This window comes from Aureliella helgolandensis, assembly GCF_007752135.1.
GTDB lineage: Bacteria > Planctomycetota > Planctomycetia > Pirellulales > Pirellulaceae > Aureliella > Aureliella helgolandensis.
Map to the genome: position 1 here is coordinate 7,952,118 of NZ_CP036298.1, position 16,625 is coordinate 7,968,742.

The 16,625-nt window shown below is 54.3% G+C and carries 11 protein-coding genes; 4 read left to right on the forward strand and 7 right to left on the reverse strand.

Annotation, left to right across the window (positions count from 1 at the left end; translation table 11 throughout):
• The first annotated feature begins 314 nt into the window (after positions 1-314).
• The 4 genes from Q31a_RS28115 (at position 315) to Q31a_RS28130 (ending at position 5,111) form a co-directional block, all read left to right on the forward strand.
• Positions 315-806, forward strand: coding sequence for an RNA polymerase sigma factor (locus tag Q31a_RS28115; RefSeq protein WP_145085698.1), 492 nt, complete (start codon positions 315-317; stop codon positions 804-806).
• Entirely contained in the window at positions 803-1,414 is a 612-nt protein-coding gene (locus Q31a_RS28120; protein ID WP_145085701.1) for a hypothetical protein, read from the forward strand. The genes Q31a_RS28115 and Q31a_RS28120 overlap by 4 nt, the downstream gene beginning before the upstream one ends.
• Positions 1,415-1,861: 447 nt before the next feature.
• Positions 1,862-3,445 (forward strand): hypothetical protein, encoded by a 1,584-nt coding sequence (locus Q31a_RS28125; protein ID WP_145085704.1) that lies wholly within the window; start codon positions 1,862-1,864, stop codon positions 3,443-3,445.
• 82 nt (positions 3,446-3,527) lie between these two features.
• Positions 3,528-5,111, forward strand: coding sequence for a DUF1559 family PulG-like putative transporter (locus Q31a_RS28130; protein WP_145085707.1), 1,584 nt, complete (start codon positions 3,528-3,530; stop codon positions 5,109-5,111).
• 859 nt (positions 5,112-5,970) lie between these two features.
• Here Q31a_RS28130 and Q31a_RS28135 read toward each other — a convergent pair.
• From Q31a_RS28135 to Q31a_RS28165, 7 genes are all read right to left on the reverse strand, one after another.
• A complete protein-coding gene (locus Q31a_RS28135) occupies positions 5,971-7,557 on the reverse strand; it encodes a sulfite reductase subunit alpha (RefSeq protein ID WP_145085710.1) in 1,587 nt (528 codons plus the stop codon).
• A 94-nt stretch (positions 7,558-7,651) separates the two neighbouring features.
• A complete protein-coding gene (locus tag Q31a_RS28140; RefSeq protein ID WP_145085714.1) occupies positions 7,652-9,481 on the reverse strand; it encodes a NirA family protein in 1,830 nt (609 codons plus the stop codon).
• Positions 9,478-11,682 (reverse strand): molybdopterin oxidoreductase family protein, encoded by a 2,205-nt coding sequence (locus Q31a_RS28145; protein WP_391575347.1) that lies wholly within the window; start codon positions 11,680-11,682, stop codon positions 9,478-9,480. Before Q31a_RS28145 ends, Q31a_RS28140 begins: the two co-directional genes overlap by 4 nt.
• 83 nt (positions 11,683-11,765) lie before the next feature.
• Positions 11,766-13,538 (reverse strand): DmsC/YnfH family molybdoenzyme membrane anchor subunit, encoded by a 1,773-nt coding sequence (locus tag Q31a_RS28150; RefSeq protein WP_145085721.1) that lies wholly within the window; start codon positions 13,536-13,538, stop codon positions 11,766-11,768.
• A 66-nt stretch (positions 13,539-13,604) separates the two neighbouring features.
• Positions 13,605-14,453: an ABC transporter ATP-binding protein gene (locus Q31a_RS28155; RefSeq protein ID WP_145085726.1), complete on the reverse strand. Its 849-nt coding sequence runs from the start codon at positions 14,451-14,453 to the stop codon at positions 13,605-13,607.
• A 12-nt stretch (positions 14,454-14,465) separates the two neighbouring features.
• Positions 14,466-15,419 (reverse strand): ABC transporter ATP-binding protein, encoded by a 954-nt coding sequence (locus tag Q31a_RS28160; protein ID WP_145085729.1) that lies wholly within the window; start codon positions 15,417-15,419, stop codon positions 14,466-14,468.
• Positions 15,420-15,434: 15 nt separating this feature from the next.
• Entirely contained in the window at positions 15,435-16,553 is a 1,119-nt protein-coding gene (locus Q31a_RS28165; RefSeq protein WP_145085732.1) for an ABC transporter permease, read from the reverse strand.
• Positions 16,554-16,625: the final 72 nt, after the last annotated feature.

The window sequence follows — 16,625 nt, forward strand, 5'->3', positions numbered from 1 at the left end:
ACATCTGAGCCCTAATGGGGTCCGACACTTCCAGTTCACCAGAGCCATCCCGCCATAATCCTATTCTCGCGACGCAAACCGACCAGCGGAACAGGAGGCCACATCCCGCTCCAGCAATTTTAGCAATAGGATAGATGCCCGCGAATGACGCGCATCTACCCCAATAGTGAACTGCGAACACATTTGGCTCATCTCGCAACGTGAACGCTCTATTCTTAAAAAGTTCGTTGCACTGTGAGAAAACAGGTCTCGAGCGGTGACATCTAGGTAGCCATCCGACCGAGCAACCACGCACCCCTCTCACGACTCCGACAATGAATTGTGAATCGCTCCAAACGCTGATCGACACGCACGGGGCAGCGATGCAGTTGGTAGCGAGGCAATATTGCAATCATCCCGACGATGCCGTGCAGGAGGCGTTCATTGCCTTAGTCAGCCTCCCCACTTTGCCGCGGGATCGAGTCGCCTGGCTATTTACCACCGTTCGTCGCCAAGCAATGAATATGGCCAGGTCGGACGCGCGCCGCCAAAAGCACCACGCAGCCGCTGGCGAAATGCGTCCGAACTGGTTTGTTGCCGATCCCATCACTCCTAACTATTGGGACGATTGCCAAGCCGCCTTGGAACAAATTACACCTGCAAACCGTGAGATTGTCATCCTTCGTATTTGGGGGGAGCAGTCCTTTGAACAAATTGCACAAGTCGTTCAACTTCCGCTCAGCACTGTCCACCGAAGATACCACAGCACCCTTGTAGAACTTGAAACACTCATCGAGCCTGCTAGAACCATCGAGAAGAAATCATGACTCGTAACAAATCGATTGAAGATCGTTTGAAGCAATTGCGGCCTGAACCGATTGCCTTTCGGGCTGATGAAATTCGGGCTATCCAACAATCTCGGGTTAAGGAGCCCAGCACTGTTCAGGCTTCGGTTCGGCTGCTTCCTAATCCCCAAAATCGCCCTTGGTTGCTACCCGCCGTTAGTATTGGGAGTTTCGCTGCAGGAATCCTGTTCACCATTTTTGCCTTTTCCTTGCAAGAGCCCAAAGCAAGCGTAGCAGTCCACGATGCGACCTCGATGCCAAAGGTTGCTGTCCCCACTGTTGCCCAGGAACCACCAGCCAGCACTAAGAAATCGGCCCCAACGATGCTCGCCAAGGAAAGAGGGCTGGACACCGGCATGGCTCTTTCGCAGGGAATCCCCTTCGATCATCCAGGGAGCCAGCACACATTGTCAGTCCGAGATAGCTTCATTGCTGCCGCGAACAGGAAGCCTCACACTACAAATCCCTTGGCACTCAAGCCAGATCCCCCCAAGCGTTTGGCCCCGCGTCCTCCAACCGAAATCATCACGTCGCGGTCTTCCAACTTACTCCAGGAATTTCTTGAGTGGGATTCAAGATCGACGCTTTGAGACGAACGGCAGAATCTACTTGAATTCGATCCTACGTGCTGAGCATCGACGGCCCACACACTCCGTTGCCTGCCCCTACACTTCAACGCATCGCACCTGAGTCTCCGGTTCGACCGTGGACATGTAGCGAACACAGTCGCTACGGCGCAGAGGGAAAACGCATTCTCCCAATGCCAGCCGCTAGTGTTATGTTTCAATAGCAACTCACCGCGCGCCAGGCTGTTGATTTCCAAAAGACAGCAGAAACAGCAACACCTTCCGCTCTTCGAAAAAGCGTTATCGGCATGTACTTCGCGGAGCGACTGGAACCACGACATCGCCCGATCGCGGCATGAACCTGAGAACCAATCCGGTCACTGGATGGCATTCCTCAATGCACCCCATAAAACCTCCCACCCACTCCCTTTCTGTTTCTACCAATTCTTCATCTCACACAGGTACTTGGCAATGAAAAACCGTTCATTACTGTGGGCATGTGGCTGTACGCTACTGCTCCAGAGTCTGCTAACAACTTCGCTGGCAAAGGCGCAGCCAGCCAATGGCCTCGCGTCGCCTCAGCCGGAGAGTTCGCACGACAACCTGGAGGATAGCTGGTTACTCAAACCCGCAGATGCCCCTGAGTTCCAGACTCGAACGAGAGAGTTGACTCTTTACCCTCAAGCGGAGCCGCGACCGGCTCTTAAGCATCAATTCCTTCCAGATGCATTTGAAACTTTGCCCGGAAACTCCGCGATTTACTACCTCAAAGCCCTGGGGTTTCTCGAGCAGCATAACGCCCGAGACAAACTAACCCAGGTGCAACAGGATGCAGTCGCACGCGCACGACGGGAAGACAAAGAAATTTCCACCGTCGCCCCATTTGTGTGGGTGTCCACACCTCCTCAGCAACTCCCCGTTGAGGAGGTGAAGGAGTATCTCAGCCTAACCTCTTTTCAAACATCATTCCTTCGAGAAGCCGCTGCGAGACTTGAATTCAAACTCGATCGAAACATCCGTGGCGCCGAGGATTTGATTGGCTATCTCCTACCTGAAATTCAGAACTTACGGGAACTCGCCCGCACCAACAGCATTCGTTGCCGACTCGCGATCGCGGAGAATCGAACGGAGGATGCACTTGAGATCGTAGGGCAACAATTTGCACTGGGACACCATCTCGGACAAGACGATTTCTATGTTTCCAATCTTGTCGGGATCGCCATCGCTTCCATAGGATGGAATGACCTGCTCTATCTATTGGAACAACCTGAAACGCCAAATCTGTATTGGGCCATCGCTTCCCTCCCCAAGCCCCTAGTTTCGATGGAGCGCGCTGCCGCTGTCGAGCGGCAAATCCTTTATCAGCAGATTCGTCCATTGCAGGAAGTCACCGAAGAATTGCGTCCTGTTGGCTACTGGCAAGACTTTTTGGATCGAATTTCCCAGCACGAAAACTCACTCAACGTTGCGCTCCCCAATTCCGGGCATACTCCGCAAGACCGGCGATCAGCCATGGTAGCGATGATTGCAGCCAGCTACCCCAGTGCCAAAGCCTATCTCATTGATGAACTGGGAATGCCCCTAGACGACGTAGAAGCGTACCCCACCGCGCAAGCTGTCTTTCTGGCTGCAGTCCGCTTCTACGATCAATGGCGCGACGAATTCTTCAAATGGAAGGAGATTCCGTTCTGGCAGGTTCAACAATCCAACAATGCAGATGAGTTGGCACAGCGATTCAACCAAGCCGTAGAGCAGGCAGGATGGTTCGCTCAGTTGGCTAAGGAACTCTTGCCCGCGACCTACGCCATCCAAGACGCTCAACTCCGAGTCCAACAGCAGATTGCCATGGCTCAGACGGTCGAAGCGATCCGCATGTACGCAGCGGCCCATGCCGGACAACTCCCTCCTACACTACAGGATTTGGATCTTCCCGCACCAGTCGATCCAGCCACTGCTCAGAATTTTCAGTATCAACTCGAGCAAGGACGCGGCGTTCTAACTGGAGATCCTGTCGGGCGTCTGCAAACGCGACTGATCATTCGCCTAGTTCCCTAACCCTACAGCGATACACAGCCCCCAACCGCTCTGTGGCATTGTAGAAGTAAATACACAATTCACTAACTGAACGAGTATTGCCATGTTTCATTCTCGAGCTACTATCCTACCAGCCTTAGCCATATGGCTGGCAACTCTAAGCACCACAAGCCGCCTGTGGAGTCAAGACTCGCCACCGAAGAACACCGCCGAAATAGTTCAAACATTCGTCGACGAAACCACCTTTCTGATCGTTCGATTCGATCCCCAGAAACTGGAGCTGGAATCTCTCACCGACGCTTTGGCAACAATTTCTCCTGCCTTGCCCCAGTCCTACGCACTGCACCAGGAACGCGCTCAACAACTTATTCAAAAGTTCGCCAAGTTGTCGAAAGGACGACCGATCTTTGTGACTGCGAGCGTTCCCGCATCCGCGGCACGTCCCTCACTGTTTCTCTTTTTCGAAACCGATGAATCAGAGTCTCTCGTACCGATCCAAGAAACCATCGGGATCGGCGACTCCTGGCAAACCTATCGCCATCAATCTTACTGGGTCTGCAGCCAACTCAGCGGTGCGACTGCAGACGCCGGTGCTCGACCTGCAGAAACCGAACGCACCATTGAGCTGGCAAGTCGTTCAGTCCAACAGTATCCGCTTCAAGCGATCATCGTACCGCCGCAACACATCGTTAGAACTATCCGTGAACTCTCTCCACAGCTCCCGCCACAACTCGGCGGAGGACCGAGTTCAGTGTTGACCGACGGGGTTCAATGGATCTCGGTAGGCATTGATCCTAAGAATCTTACCGCAGAATGGACCATCCAATCCCACTCAACAGAAGCTGCCAACAACCTAGTCGGCAACTTTCCCAAGCTGGTCCGAGCAGGATTTCGAGCTCTGCGATCTCAGAACAAATTGATTCCGGAAACGCTAATTGAACCACTCTTAAACTGGATTCAGCCGGAGGTCCATGGAACGCAATTGCACAAGAAAATTGGGCTGGCTGATAAAGACGATCTTTCTCTGTCTGTCTTCACCAAATTGGCAGTCCAAGCGGAAGAGACGTTTCAAAAGGCCACCAAGGTGAATAAGGTTCGCCAAATCTTGCTGGGACTGCATAACTTCCACGAGGCCAATAAGCACCTACCACCGGGTGACCCAAACGTGGGGCCTGATGGCCAGGCTCTGCTTAGCTGGCGGGTCTACCTGTTGCCCTACTTAGAGCAACAGGAACTTTTTCAACAGTTTCATCTGAACGAGGCCTGGGACAGCCCCCACAACAAGTTGTTGCTCGAAAAGATCCCCGACATCTACGCCAACAACAACTTGCTTCTTAGCACCACTTCGGTCCCCAAGGGTTACACCACCTGCGTGGCACCAGTGGGTCCTAAAACCATCTTTGGCAGGCCAGTTGGTGTTTCTTTCTCGAAAGTCATCGATGGCTTGAGCAATACCGTAGCGATCGTTGAGGTCACACCAGCCATGGCCGTTCCCTGGACCGCTCCGCAAGACTACCCCTTCGATCCAGAGAATCCATTGGCTGGAATTCGAATCGACCTCCAAGAGCAGTGGCTGATTGGCAGGGGCGACGGGAGTTCACAATTCCTTCCCAAATCACTGGATGCAGAGACGGTTCGCCGGCTATTTGAAATGAACGATGGACAACCCATCCACTACGAAGAATAGCTCGCCCATCGCCGCACAACACCAGCCGACTGTCGATTGAGTCACTTACACCTTGCTCACCGGCCCTGTGCAAATCGCAACCCGCCGTGTGAGCAAGGACGATTGATCCACGCTACAAGCTGATTGGAAGTGCCACCTCCACAGAAAAACTCAAAATGCTCAAAAACCAACAAGCCTGCAGGGGTTTGTTACAATCGCAACCCGCCGCGTAAGCAAGGACGGGTGATCCACGCTACAGGCTGATTGGAAGTGCCACCTCCACAGCAAAACTCAAAACGCTCTAAAACCAACAAGCCTGCGGGGGCTTGTTACAATCGCAACCCGCCGCGTAAGCAAGGACAAGTGATCCACGCTACAGGCTGATTGGAAGTGCCACCTCCACAGCAAAACTCAAAACGCTCTAAAACCAACAAGCCTGCGGGGGCTTGTTGCAATCGCAACCCGCCGCGTAAGCAAGGACGGGTGATCCACGCTACAAGCTGATTGGAAGTGCCACCTCCACTGAAAAACAAAAAACGCTCTAAAACCATCAAGCCTGCAGGGGCTTGTTACAATCGCAACCCGCCGCGTAAGCAAGGACAAATGATCCACGCTACAGGCTGATTGGAAGTGCCACCTCCACAGCAAAACTCAAAATGCTCAAAAACCAACAAGCCGTTACCCGGCGATTCCGATTGCAGAGAGCCGGCTTACCCCGCAATCCCTCCGTGGATTGCGGTCCCCATCCGTGAGGAAACGACCGGACTAAAGCCTCCATGCATGGACTTCCATCGCTTATTTGACAGGCAGAGCAGCTGCCACTTCGACTAAGTTGACACGGCGTTTCGCCACAAATCCCTCTTCCCTCGACGGTCATCCCCTAATAGACATCTCTGGAGTACCGTTTGTCGTCGGATAACCGTTTGAGATACGCTTTGGCTGCTACCGCATCCATCCCTCCCTCACTCTGAATAATCTCGAGGAGCGTCTTTTCCACGTCGACGGCCATCCGCGATGCGTCCCCACAGACAAAGAAATAGCCGCCCGCTTCGAGCCAACTCCACACCTCTGCGGCCTGTTCACGCATTTTGTCTTGCACGTAAACCTTTCGCTCTTGGTCTCGACTGAACGCAGTATCTAGCCGCGACAGCAAGCCACTGGCTTGGTAAGCGGCCAATTCAGCTTGATATAAATAGTCCGTGGCTTGGCATTGATCTCCGAAAAAGAGCCAATTCTTTCCGGTGGCTTGGGTGGCATGCCGCTCTTGCAGGAAAGCCATGAAGGGGGCGATTCCGGTTCCCGGTCCTACCATCATCATCGGCGCCGCTGGATTCGCCGGCACGGTAAACCCATGCGACTTGTGCACAAACACTCGCACCTGCCCACCCACCCCTACCCGTTCTGCAAGCATGGTGGATGCGGCCCCCTTGCGCAGACGCCCTGCACTGCCCCACGTGACCTTGCCCACCGTGAGATGCACCTGACCAGGATTCGCTTTCAACGAACTTGCAATGGAATACAAGCGAGGGTTGAGCGTCCCCAAGCTGGCGACCAGCGTCTGTGGATCGAGCACCGCACTAGGAAACATTTTGAGCACATCCAAGACATCACAGCCGTCCAATTCCGAATCGTCGTCCAGTAATTGCTTCAGTTTTGCTTGCTCCCCTTCATCGCCCGTTGCACTGCACAGGGCATCCAATAGTTCCTCAGTCGGAGCTTTCAAACAACATTCATCGCGAAGCACTAAGGCGAGTGTCGATAGGCCTCGCTCAGTGTCGACTCGATGATCGGCTTTGACGCCTAAAGCTGAAACGATCTCGGATACTAGGTCATCACAATTGGAGGGATAAACGCCTAATGCGTCTCCAACATGGTACTCCAATCCCGAATCGCCCAGATCAATCGCTACATGCCGAGTATCTTTGGCAGAACCGATACCATTCAGTTTGCGCGATTCCAATAAGCTCGCCGGGTATGGATTGGCTCGCGACCAAGTCTTTGCACTCGCACTCTGCCCACTGGATGCACCGATACTCTTGGGGGCTGTCGGTTGGACACCAATTTCTTTAACTAGAGTCTTTAGAAGGCGACTCGTCTCTCGGCCTCCCGGTACGCATAGCGTCAAGTTCGTTTCGTTACCCTGCGCGATTGCTTCGCTGTAGGACTTGCATTCGTAGCCACAAGCTCCACAGTCCAACTGCGCCATGGCTGCCATCATCCGCCGTTCCATCGGCTGCCCTTCGGCCAACACCATACGTTCTTCAATCTCCAACGCCGCATCATGCCAAGGATAGTCTTCATCCTCCTCGACGGGCGAGGTGCCGATTTCCTCAACCGTCGCCATCGCATGCTCCATGGCTGCAACTGGTGGCTCGTCCATGCCGTAGATTCCAGCAAAAAAGCCGTTAAGCCATGCGCGTTGTTCTTCGGTAAATGGAGCTGTTTCTGGAAGAATGGATGTTGCCATCGCTAGTTTACCTTTACTGAATTGTCTGAAAGAATTGAGACGCTGAGAGTCTGCCAAGTCACCTCAATGCCAACACTACGATCTACATACCTATCTACAAAAGTGCACATGCTTTCGTCATCTCTCTAAGCTCCGCTACCGACTTGCGATTCACGAATTGAACAAAGAACTCTTCCTTCGAGCCGCGTTGCTGGAGGTAGGCTGTCAACAAACCTCGCAGCAGGGGAGCAACTTCATCGGCGGGCACGCCTGTGAACAGCAGCTGCCCAATCCCCTGATCCTTGCCCCATCCGCCGCCCACATGCACGTGATATCCCTCGACCATGTCGTCACCAACTTCAACCTTAGTGGCGATCATGCCAATATCACCGATGTAATGCTGCGCGCAACTATGATGGCATCCGGTCACGTGAATGTTGATAGGTGTGTCGAGCGTCAACCATTCCTCCAGGTACTCCGCGACCTGCATTGCGTGCCGTTTGGTATCTGCGCCAGCAAACTTGCACCCTGCACTCCCAGTACAAGCCACCAAACCAGCTCGCAAATTGCTCGCCGCGTAGTCAAGTCCCAGTTTCCGAATGGATTGTTGAACTTCGGGCAAATCATCGTCGGCGATATCGGTCAACAGCAGATTTTGCCAAACGGTCAAGCGAACGCGTCCACTCCCAAAGCGTCGCGAAAGCCTAGCTAACCCCCGAGCCTGGTCCGCGGTCATCCGCCCAACGGGCAGCACGATACCGATGTAGTTCTTCCCCGTCTGGGCTTGTGCGTGAACATCGATATGCGCTAAGCGATCCTCGATCTCCGGTCGCTCCCACCGCGTGCGATCCACGCGGCGCAGTTCCTTTCCAAGACTCTTCTCGACTTCGGTCAAGAACTTTTCGAATCCCCATTCGTCCAACACATATTTGAGACGTGCACGCTTGCGATCTGTCCGGTCACCGTTCTCGAGGAAAACCCGCACGATCGCACCCGCTACCTCAAGCGCCTCGTCAGGAGTGACTAAGACTCCCGTATCTCGCGCGAAATCACTATGCCCAGTAATCCCGCCTAGAGTCAGCTGAAAATAGATTCCCATTGGCGTCCTCTGATCGGCATGAGCTTCAGGGACACGCACCGCGTGGAATCCAATATCGTTGGTATCATCCAGAGCGCTAATGCGGCCTCCACCATCGAAGGCGATGTTGAACTTGCGTGGCAAGCCGTACATCTCCCGATGATTGAGAATGTAGTGATGCATTCGCTTGGCAATCGGCAAGGTCTCGATCAGCTCATCGGGATCAATGCCGCTTAACGGACTAGCTGTGACATTGCGAATGTTGTCTCCACCGGAACCAAGGCACACGACCCCCAGCTCTCGCAAGCCGTAGAGAATATTCATACCTTGGTTCGCGGGAATCTCGCGAAGTTGCAGGTTGGCACGCGTGGTCACATCGATATAGTCCCCCGCAGAAACCTCACTGAGATCCGCAATCCCTTCCAATTGATAGGCATGCAGTTCTCCACCAGGAATCCGCATGCGACACATGAATGCGTTTTGCGCTGGTGCGACAAAGAACAACCCTTGGAACTTCGTCAGGAAGACGTCATCCCCCTTCGGAAAGACATTCTGTTGAGCGCGATGCGATATCTCGCCCCAGAGGTCGAGCGGATTCTTCTTCTGTTTTGCCAACTCCTCTCGGCTCAGCTTCTTTCCGCTAGCAATCACTCGCTGCTGGGCCTCGTATGCTGCTTGCTCCGGGGAAGACGGAGCTTGGACAGCCTGCTTGTCAACACGGTTTCCACCGCCAATCGCAACCGTACTTCCCGCGTTGGCCGCTCCGCTCAGGATCGGCAACTTACGAACGGCTCGGGCCACGTCAGCACCATAGGTGAAGCCCGATAAATATTGCTTTTGCGATTCAGAAAACTCTTTGTCACTCATTGCTTAATACTTCTCAAGCGGACGGCACAATTCTTGTAACTTGGCTGGCGACTATACGGGTCAAAATGACTTAAGGTCAATCGATTGGTTTCTTCATAGTGCATTGCCATGAACACCTGTCCCACCCGCACTGTAGGTGAGACCAATGCTCTTGCCTCAGCCCGACCACGACGCGAAGAAACCTCGACCCATTCCCCATTGCGGATGGCGTACCGTGAGGCATCGTCAGGATGCAGTTCCACGTATGGCTCATTTGGATAAAGCTCTCTCAGAATGGGACTCTTGCTCGTGCGAGTCTGCGTGTGCCACTGGCTCACCGAACCCCGTCCCGTCAACATCAGCATGGGAAAGTCCGCATCGGGCAACTCTGGCATGCCCCGTGGCTCAGCGACAATCAGGCGTGCCCGGCGGTCGGGTGTAAAGAACTCGCCATTGCCGAACAAGCGACGGTGTGGACGAGGAGTGTGGTACTGGCCCATGGACTCGCCAGGCTGAGTGCCTTGCGATTTCGTTTCTGCGTCAGCCTCCGACCATGGCCATTGAATTCCACCACAGCGATCAAGGTGGGCATAGTTTTCAATACCTGTGATATCACAAGGCTGGCCTCGACTGGCCCGTTGCATGATCCGGAAACCAGCTTCCGGATCTGTCCACTCCGTCAACATCTCGCCAACGCCCCAATAGGCTCCAATTGCTCGAAAAATCTGGAAGTCGGCCAAGGCTTCCCCTGGTGCAACACGGACGCGACGGTGAACCCCGTAGCGTCGTTCACTGTTGATAAAGGTCCCTTCCTTCTCCCCCCAACCTGCGGCTGGCAGGATCAAATCAGCCTGGCGAGCCGTCTCGGTTGTGGCATACATGTCTTGAACGACTAGGAAGTCGAGTTTATCGAGCAACTCACGGGCGTCCCCTTGATGGATCCAACTGTGCGCCGGATTTGTTGCAATCACCCACAGACCACGAATTTTTCCACACCGAATTCCTTCGACGATTCGATCGTAACTCCAGCCGTTTTCATCGGGTATCTTGCCCGGATCAATATCCAACACGGCAGCGATCTTCTCGCGATGCTCAGGATCGGCATAGTCGTGGTGTCCGAAGAGATTGGTGGTTCCACTCCAAAGACGCGATCCCATTGCATTGCATTGGCCGGTAATACTGTTCGCCCCCGTTCCAGGGCGACCAATATTTCCGGTAATCAAGGCGATGTTGATGATCGCCTGAGCGGTGCGCACCCCTTCATAGCTTTGATTGACACCCATCGTCCACCACAATGATGCAGCCTTGGCTTGTCCAATACTTTCAGCCGCACGCAAGATCTTCTCTGCCGACAATCCAGTTCGAGCTGCCGCGTATTCTGGTGTATAGGAGTCGACATGTTGAGTCAGCTCCCGAAATCCAGTCGTGTGGGCTGCTACAAAATCGTGGTCCACGTAGCCAGACTCGATTAACTGCCGAGTGATGGCATACAACAACACCAGATCACTCTTGGGTCGGAGCTGGAGATGCTGCGTGGCCGCCATAGCGGTCTCAGTACTTCGTGGATCGACCACAATCACTTCTGGTGCGTGCTGATTTCGCAACACGCGTTCCCACATGATCGGATGGCCAATACAAGGATTGGCACCGATGAAAACCAAGCAATCACTCTGTTCGAAGTCCTCGTACGTAAAGGGGGGCGCATCAAAACCAAACGACTCTTTGTAGGCAGTCACCGCCGTGGCCATGCATTGCCGCGTATTCCCGTCTCCATGCTTCAGCCCCATGCCGAACTTGGCCAACACTCCCAACAAGGCCATTTCTTCGCAGGCGATTTGCCCGGTGCTGAGGAACGCGACTGAATCGGCTCCATGGGCCGCTTGAATCGCTTTGAATCGTTCACAGAACTCGGTCAGCGCCCGATCCCAGCTCACCGGTTCCAATTCACCCTCAGCATTCCGCAGGAGGGGATGCGTCGCTCGGTCCGCGGACTCGAGCACTCGCAACGATTCCCAGCCTTTGGGACACGCCATTCCAAGATTGACGGGGTAGTCCGTCTCGGGAGTAAGCCCAACCGCTTGGCCATCCCGCAGGTGAATCCTTAGACCACACCCGGTGGAACAGTAGCCACAAACCGACGTTGCAGTAGCATCCGGACGCAGTGATGCATGAGTCATTCCCAAGCCGTGCGAACCGGGATTGAGCAAGAGCTCACGAGTCATTCGTCCATCGACATTCTGCAGAATTGGCAGACGCCGGACGGCTTGTTTCAGTCGAGATAGAGTTTCTTGAGTTGACACTAGACTCATCGCATCGTCCCCGGCATTCGATCGTAGACAACGCTTGAAAAGTAGATGATTCTTTCACAGTACTCACCTAGCATCAGGGCCAAGGCTGCCGCGAACGCCACACCAGCCACGACAGTCGTTGGCAGTACCGAACTGGCGGCGATTGCATGCAGTAGCAAAGCGATGCCGCTAAACGCCATCGTCATGCGAAACTGCTTCAGCCCTGGCATCGATTGCGAGATGAGCGTGCGTGAGCGGCGTTGCAGTTCAGAATCGAGCGGCAAGGCTGGGCCGGTCAAATGCTTCCATTCCCAAACCAACTTCGCGACCGTTACCAACACGGTCGCTAGGCCGACGCCCATCATCAACGCCCGCGTGGCGTTCGAACCGGTGGCTGCCAATACGAAGGTACACCAAGCACCGCCGGACACTCCCGCTGATGCAAAGAACAAAGTCAGAGTGCGTACTCCGCTCCACAACTCTCGTCGCGTGGCAACGTAGATCATGCCGCTACAGAACAAACCGGCAATGCCCAGCACCAAGGCTGCCACCACCAGCAACGTACCAGCCGACTGAGGCAAGAACCCGACCCAAGGCCCAAGCTCTACTGAAGGGAGATAGGAATCCAGGTACGGCAACCAGACGAGACCAGTCGCCAAGGCAAGGAGCCCCACGTACTTCCCAAGCACCACAGCTTCGCGGCTCAACCAACTCGTGCGCAACCCCAAGAAGATGCGCCAGGCACGCAGCGGCTGACCAAGGTGCAATGGCGCTACCCCCAATCCGATCAAAGCCAGTCCGCAGGCGCAGACGGTCGCCCAAGCAGTTAAACGAAAAAGATCTTGCACTACTTCGATCGGAGCAAACTGCGACAAGAGCCACAATGCCCTCTCCACGAAAAGCAAACCTACGGAAGCCTGTGTACCAACTAGCATCATCGCCAAGGGCCAATGAGCTTCGGCCGGCCTATCGATATGCCAATCATGGGGAATGGCTGCCTTGAGCACGTCGGGTGAAACACCGACATAGCTCGTCGAAGGGGAGGTCAGTTTCGAATAGGGTGCACCAGGTACCAAGCGTTCGTCCTGCTCCAACACTCGCGACTTCATGTCGACAACCCGAATGCGGATTGCTTCGTTGGGACAGGCCTGAACACATGCCGGAGCTTCCCCCACGCTCATGCGTTGCGTGCACATATCGCACTTCCTGACAATCCCCAAACGTTCGCTATACTGCGGAACCTCGTACGGACACATCATCGTGCAATACTTACAACCAATGCACTGATCATCCAGATGCCGAACAATGCCCGTTATGGGATCTTTTTCATAAGCTTTGACGGGACAACCACTCAGACACGCAGGCTCATCGCAGTGATGGCAAGCGGTAGTCACGTGCCGTACTTGTGGAGCTTCTTCTCCGATCGTGATCGCACCGACCCGTCTCCAACTTTCATCATCATCCAAACCATTGAGCGTATGACAAGCAACTACGCAAGCCTTGCAGCCGCTGCATTTATCCAAATCCACTTCGAATGCATACTGCTCACTGGCGGTAGGCGTAACCGTTGGCAGCAACGACTTGTAGTACCGCGCTTGGGCTGGCTCTAAGATTTTTGCTTCCGCCGAATAGCGCTCGAGATCTCCCTCATCATGAGCGCGACTAAACCGCTCGACTGCCGTTAATTCCCCTTGCTCCTGCAACAATTGCCCGATGAACGCAGCATGACTGAGCCCAGCGGACGGCACAGATTGTGGTGAGAGTTGAACAATGGGAAGCGAAACGGACATAATCTCAATTTAGAGAGTGAGGGCTATACGGGACGCAATGTACTGGTCGGCAGATTCAAGAAGCCTTCAAGAAGCCACAGTGGTTTGGGCGGCAGCAGCCCGCTTGGCTGCCAATTCCTCGATGCTCTTCTGCTGCTTCTTGTGATCTTGCTCCTCCAAGAAGGAGATCATCTTTTCGCGCAATGCGTAGTACTCGGGGTGAGCCAACACATCGGCCCTCTCGCGCGGTCGCTCGAAGGGCATTTCGAAGACGGCCCCGACTCGCGCCCGAGGACCGTTGGTCATCATGACAACTCGGTCACTCATGAAGAGCGCTTCATCGACATCATGAGTAATCATCAGCGTTGTGATCCGATCCCGCGTCAGAATCTCCTGCAGGATCTCCTGCAATTCCATCCGTGTCAGTGAATCCAACATCCCGAAGGGTTCATCCAGTAGCAACATCCGAGGCTTGAGCGCGAACGCGCGTGCAATGCCAACACGTTGCTGCATCCCCTGGCTCAACTCCCCTGCGTTTTTGTGCAAACTGTCGCCCAAACCAACCAAGTTCAAGTAGTAGGCAACGATGTCATGCCGCTGCTGACGTGTCCCATGAGGATAAACCTGCTTGACGCCCAACATGACATTTTCGAACGCAGTCATCCAAGGCATTAGGCAGGGCGACTGAAACACGATTCCACGATCCGGTCCCGGACCATCAATCTCCCGATTGTCGATAATCACTCCACCGTGCGAAATTGAATTCAGGCCGGCTACCATGGTCAACACCGTACTCTTCCCACAGCCACTGTGGCCGAGCAGGCAAACGTACTCTCCTTGCTGCATGTTGAGTGAAAAATCCTCAACGATGACCGCCGGACCATGGGGCGTGTCATAGGTTTTCCCCAGCTTGAACATTTCGACAAAACCAGCCATGCGGATCGGCTCCTATCTACCTGTAGGTGGGCTATTGAAAACGGCCTTGGTCGCCAAGGACAAATCTTTCGGCTGGATGTCCGGCAATTCAAACTTGGCACCACCTCCGGCAAGTCGTTGAGCATCGCGAGCTTGCTGGCGGACAGAAACCAGATAGTTAGTGATCGTATTCCGCAGTTCCTTAAACCCCTCGTCATGGTTCAGCGCAGTTTTATCCCGCGGCCGGTCGAGGCGAACGTCAAAGACGGGCCCCAGCGTTGCGTTTGGCCCCGGGTTCAACGGTACGATCCGATCGGCCACCAACATGGCTTCATCCACGTCGTTGGTTATCATCAGGCATGTCTGTTTCTCTGCCTCCCAGATACTGAGAATTTCTTCCTGCAGCGTGCTGCGTGTCAGGGCATCGAGGGCTGACAAGGGTTCGTCGAGCAAGAGCACTTCGGGCTTCATTGCCAGGGTGCGGGCTAGCGAAGTCCGCTGTCGCATGCCACCTGACAATTCGTGAGGCCGTCGATGCGCCGCATGACTGAGTCCGACCATCTCAATGAATTGTTCGACATGATCGCGACGTTCACCCTTAGACCATTTGGCAAAGACAGTGTCCACCGATAAAGCGATATTGCCGCGAACAGTAAGCCACGGAAGCAGCGAGTAATTTTGGAACACGATGCCGCGTTCGGGCCCCGGGCCAGTAATAGGACTACCACGCATCATGATCTGACCAGAGTCGGGTTTCTCAAGCCCTGCCAGCAATTTGGTAAAGGTAGTCTTCCCGCTCCCCGAGAATCCAACCACCGCCAAGAACTCCCCTTCGCGTAGTTGCAAGTTAATGTCCGCAAGTACTTCCGTGCGAGTCGCCCCACTTCCAAATCCCTTGCAGACGTTTTGCAGAGAAATAATGGGATCGGGAATACTCGGCGCGATCCGTCGGGTTGCTCTCGATTCGGGCAGTATAGCTAGACTCATTTTTGCTCTCCCTGATTAGGCCGTTGCGGGGTTGTCGTAGCTCACAAGATTGCGCAAACAAATCATGGCGCGATCCAAAAGCAGACCAAGAACTCCAATGACAATCACACTGAACGCGATACGCGCGTAGGTCACGTTGCTACCATTTTGAAATTCATCCCACACAAATTTCCCCAGTCCGGGATTCTGGGCAAGCATGTCAGCCGCGATCAGCACCATCCAGCCAACTCCCAAACTAATTCGCAGCCCTGCGAACATCAGCGGCAGACTGGCCGGTAGCACGATCTTGAACAGCCGCTGAGACCAGGAAAGCTTCAGCACGCGCGCAACATTCAGATAGTCCTGGTTTACGCTTGCGACCCCTAAAGTTGTATTGACCAAAGTTGGCCATAGTGAGCAGAGCGAGACGGTCACGGCCGAGATCAAAAATGCCTTGTCGAAGAACGTCTCACCTGGCTTCGAACCGCTGTATGCCCAAATGATGATCAACCCCGCCAGGGGCAACCATGCCAAGGGACTCACCGGCTTGAACACTTGAATAAACGGCGTCATCGCAGCATTGAACCAAGGACTCATACCACACATTAAGCCAAGGGGAACCGCTATGAGCGTTGCAATCCCGAATCCAAAGAACACCGTTTTTAAGCTCGTGTAGATTTGCTCAACGAAGGTCGGCGCACTCGAGGAGGTGTAGTTCGCGGTATCCACGGCCTGTCGCTTCATCACCGAAGCATTTCCCTCTAGACGCTGCTTGAGAGCTCCATCCTCTACGCTCTCCGCCTTGGCCAGCATCGCATTGGCAGTAGCCACCATGGTCACCGCTTGCTGCATCTGCTCTGCCACTTTCTCTCGATCCCGCGCCTTCTGCTCGAAATGCATGCTGAACAGTTCCGTACCTGCCGACCACGTCGCCATGGGGCCGGGCAATTGCATACTATCCGTCACGATCGTTTTGGCGGCGACCGACCAGCAAGCCAAGAACACCACAATCGCCAATCCTGGCAACAGGATATATTTGGCGATCCCGCGAAACTGCTCCTGCGGGTCCTCGCCGTATGCCAATCGCACAAAGGGCTCAAGGGCAGGCAACCCAGTCACTGAGCAGAATTTCAACAATCCGCCACGCCAACTCATAGGATCTCTCGTTCTTGAAAAGTGATGGCAAAGCCATCGGCGATAGAGAAGTCTTCGACAGTTCAATTTCCC

Excerpts from the sequence above, each read along its gene's own strand:
- Q31a_RS28130 (WP_145085707.1), top strand. The coding sequence starts at position 3,528 with ATGTTTCATTCTCGAGCTACTATCCTACCAGCCTTAGCCATATGGCTG.
- Q31a_RS28155 (WP_145085726.1), bottom strand. The coding sequence starts at position 14,453 with ATGGCTGGTTTTGTCGAAATGTTCAAGCTGGGGAAAACCTATGACACG.
- Q31a_RS28150 (WP_145085721.1), bottom strand. The coding sequence starts at position 13,538 with ATGTCCGTTTCGCTTCCCATTGTTCAACTCTCACCACAATCTGTGCCG.
- Q31a_RS28160 (WP_145085729.1), bottom strand. The coding sequence starts at position 15,419 with ATGAGTCTAGCTATACTGCCCGAATCGAGAGCAACCCGACGGATCGCG.
- Q31a_RS28145 (WP_391575347.1), bottom strand. The coding sequence starts at position 11,682 with ATGACTCGTGAGCTCTTGCTCAATCCCGGTTCGCACGGCTTGGGAATG.
- Q31a_RS28140 (WP_145085714.1), bottom strand. The coding sequence starts at position 9,481 with ATGAGTGACAAAGAGTTTTCTGAATCGCAAAAGCAATATTTATCGGGC.
- Q31a_RS28115 (WP_145085698.1), top strand. The coding sequence starts at position 315 with ATGAATTGTGAATCGCTCCAAACGCTGATCGACACGCACGGGGCAGCG.
- Q31a_RS28135 (WP_145085710.1), bottom strand. The coding sequence starts at position 7,557 with ATGGCAACATCCATTCTTCCAGAAACAGCTCCATTTACCGAAGAACAA.
- Q31a_RS28125 (WP_145085704.1), top strand. The coding sequence starts at position 1,862 with ATGAAAAACCGTTCATTACTGTGGGCATGTGGCTGTACGCTACTGCTC.
- Q31a_RS28165 (WP_145085732.1), bottom strand. The coding sequence starts at position 16,553 with ATGAGTTGGCGTGGCGGATTGTTGAAATTCTGCTCAGTGACTGGGTTG.
- Q31a_RS28120 (WP_145085701.1), top strand. The coding sequence starts at position 803 with ATGACTCGTAACAAATCGATTGAAGATCGTTTGAAGCAATTGCGGCCT.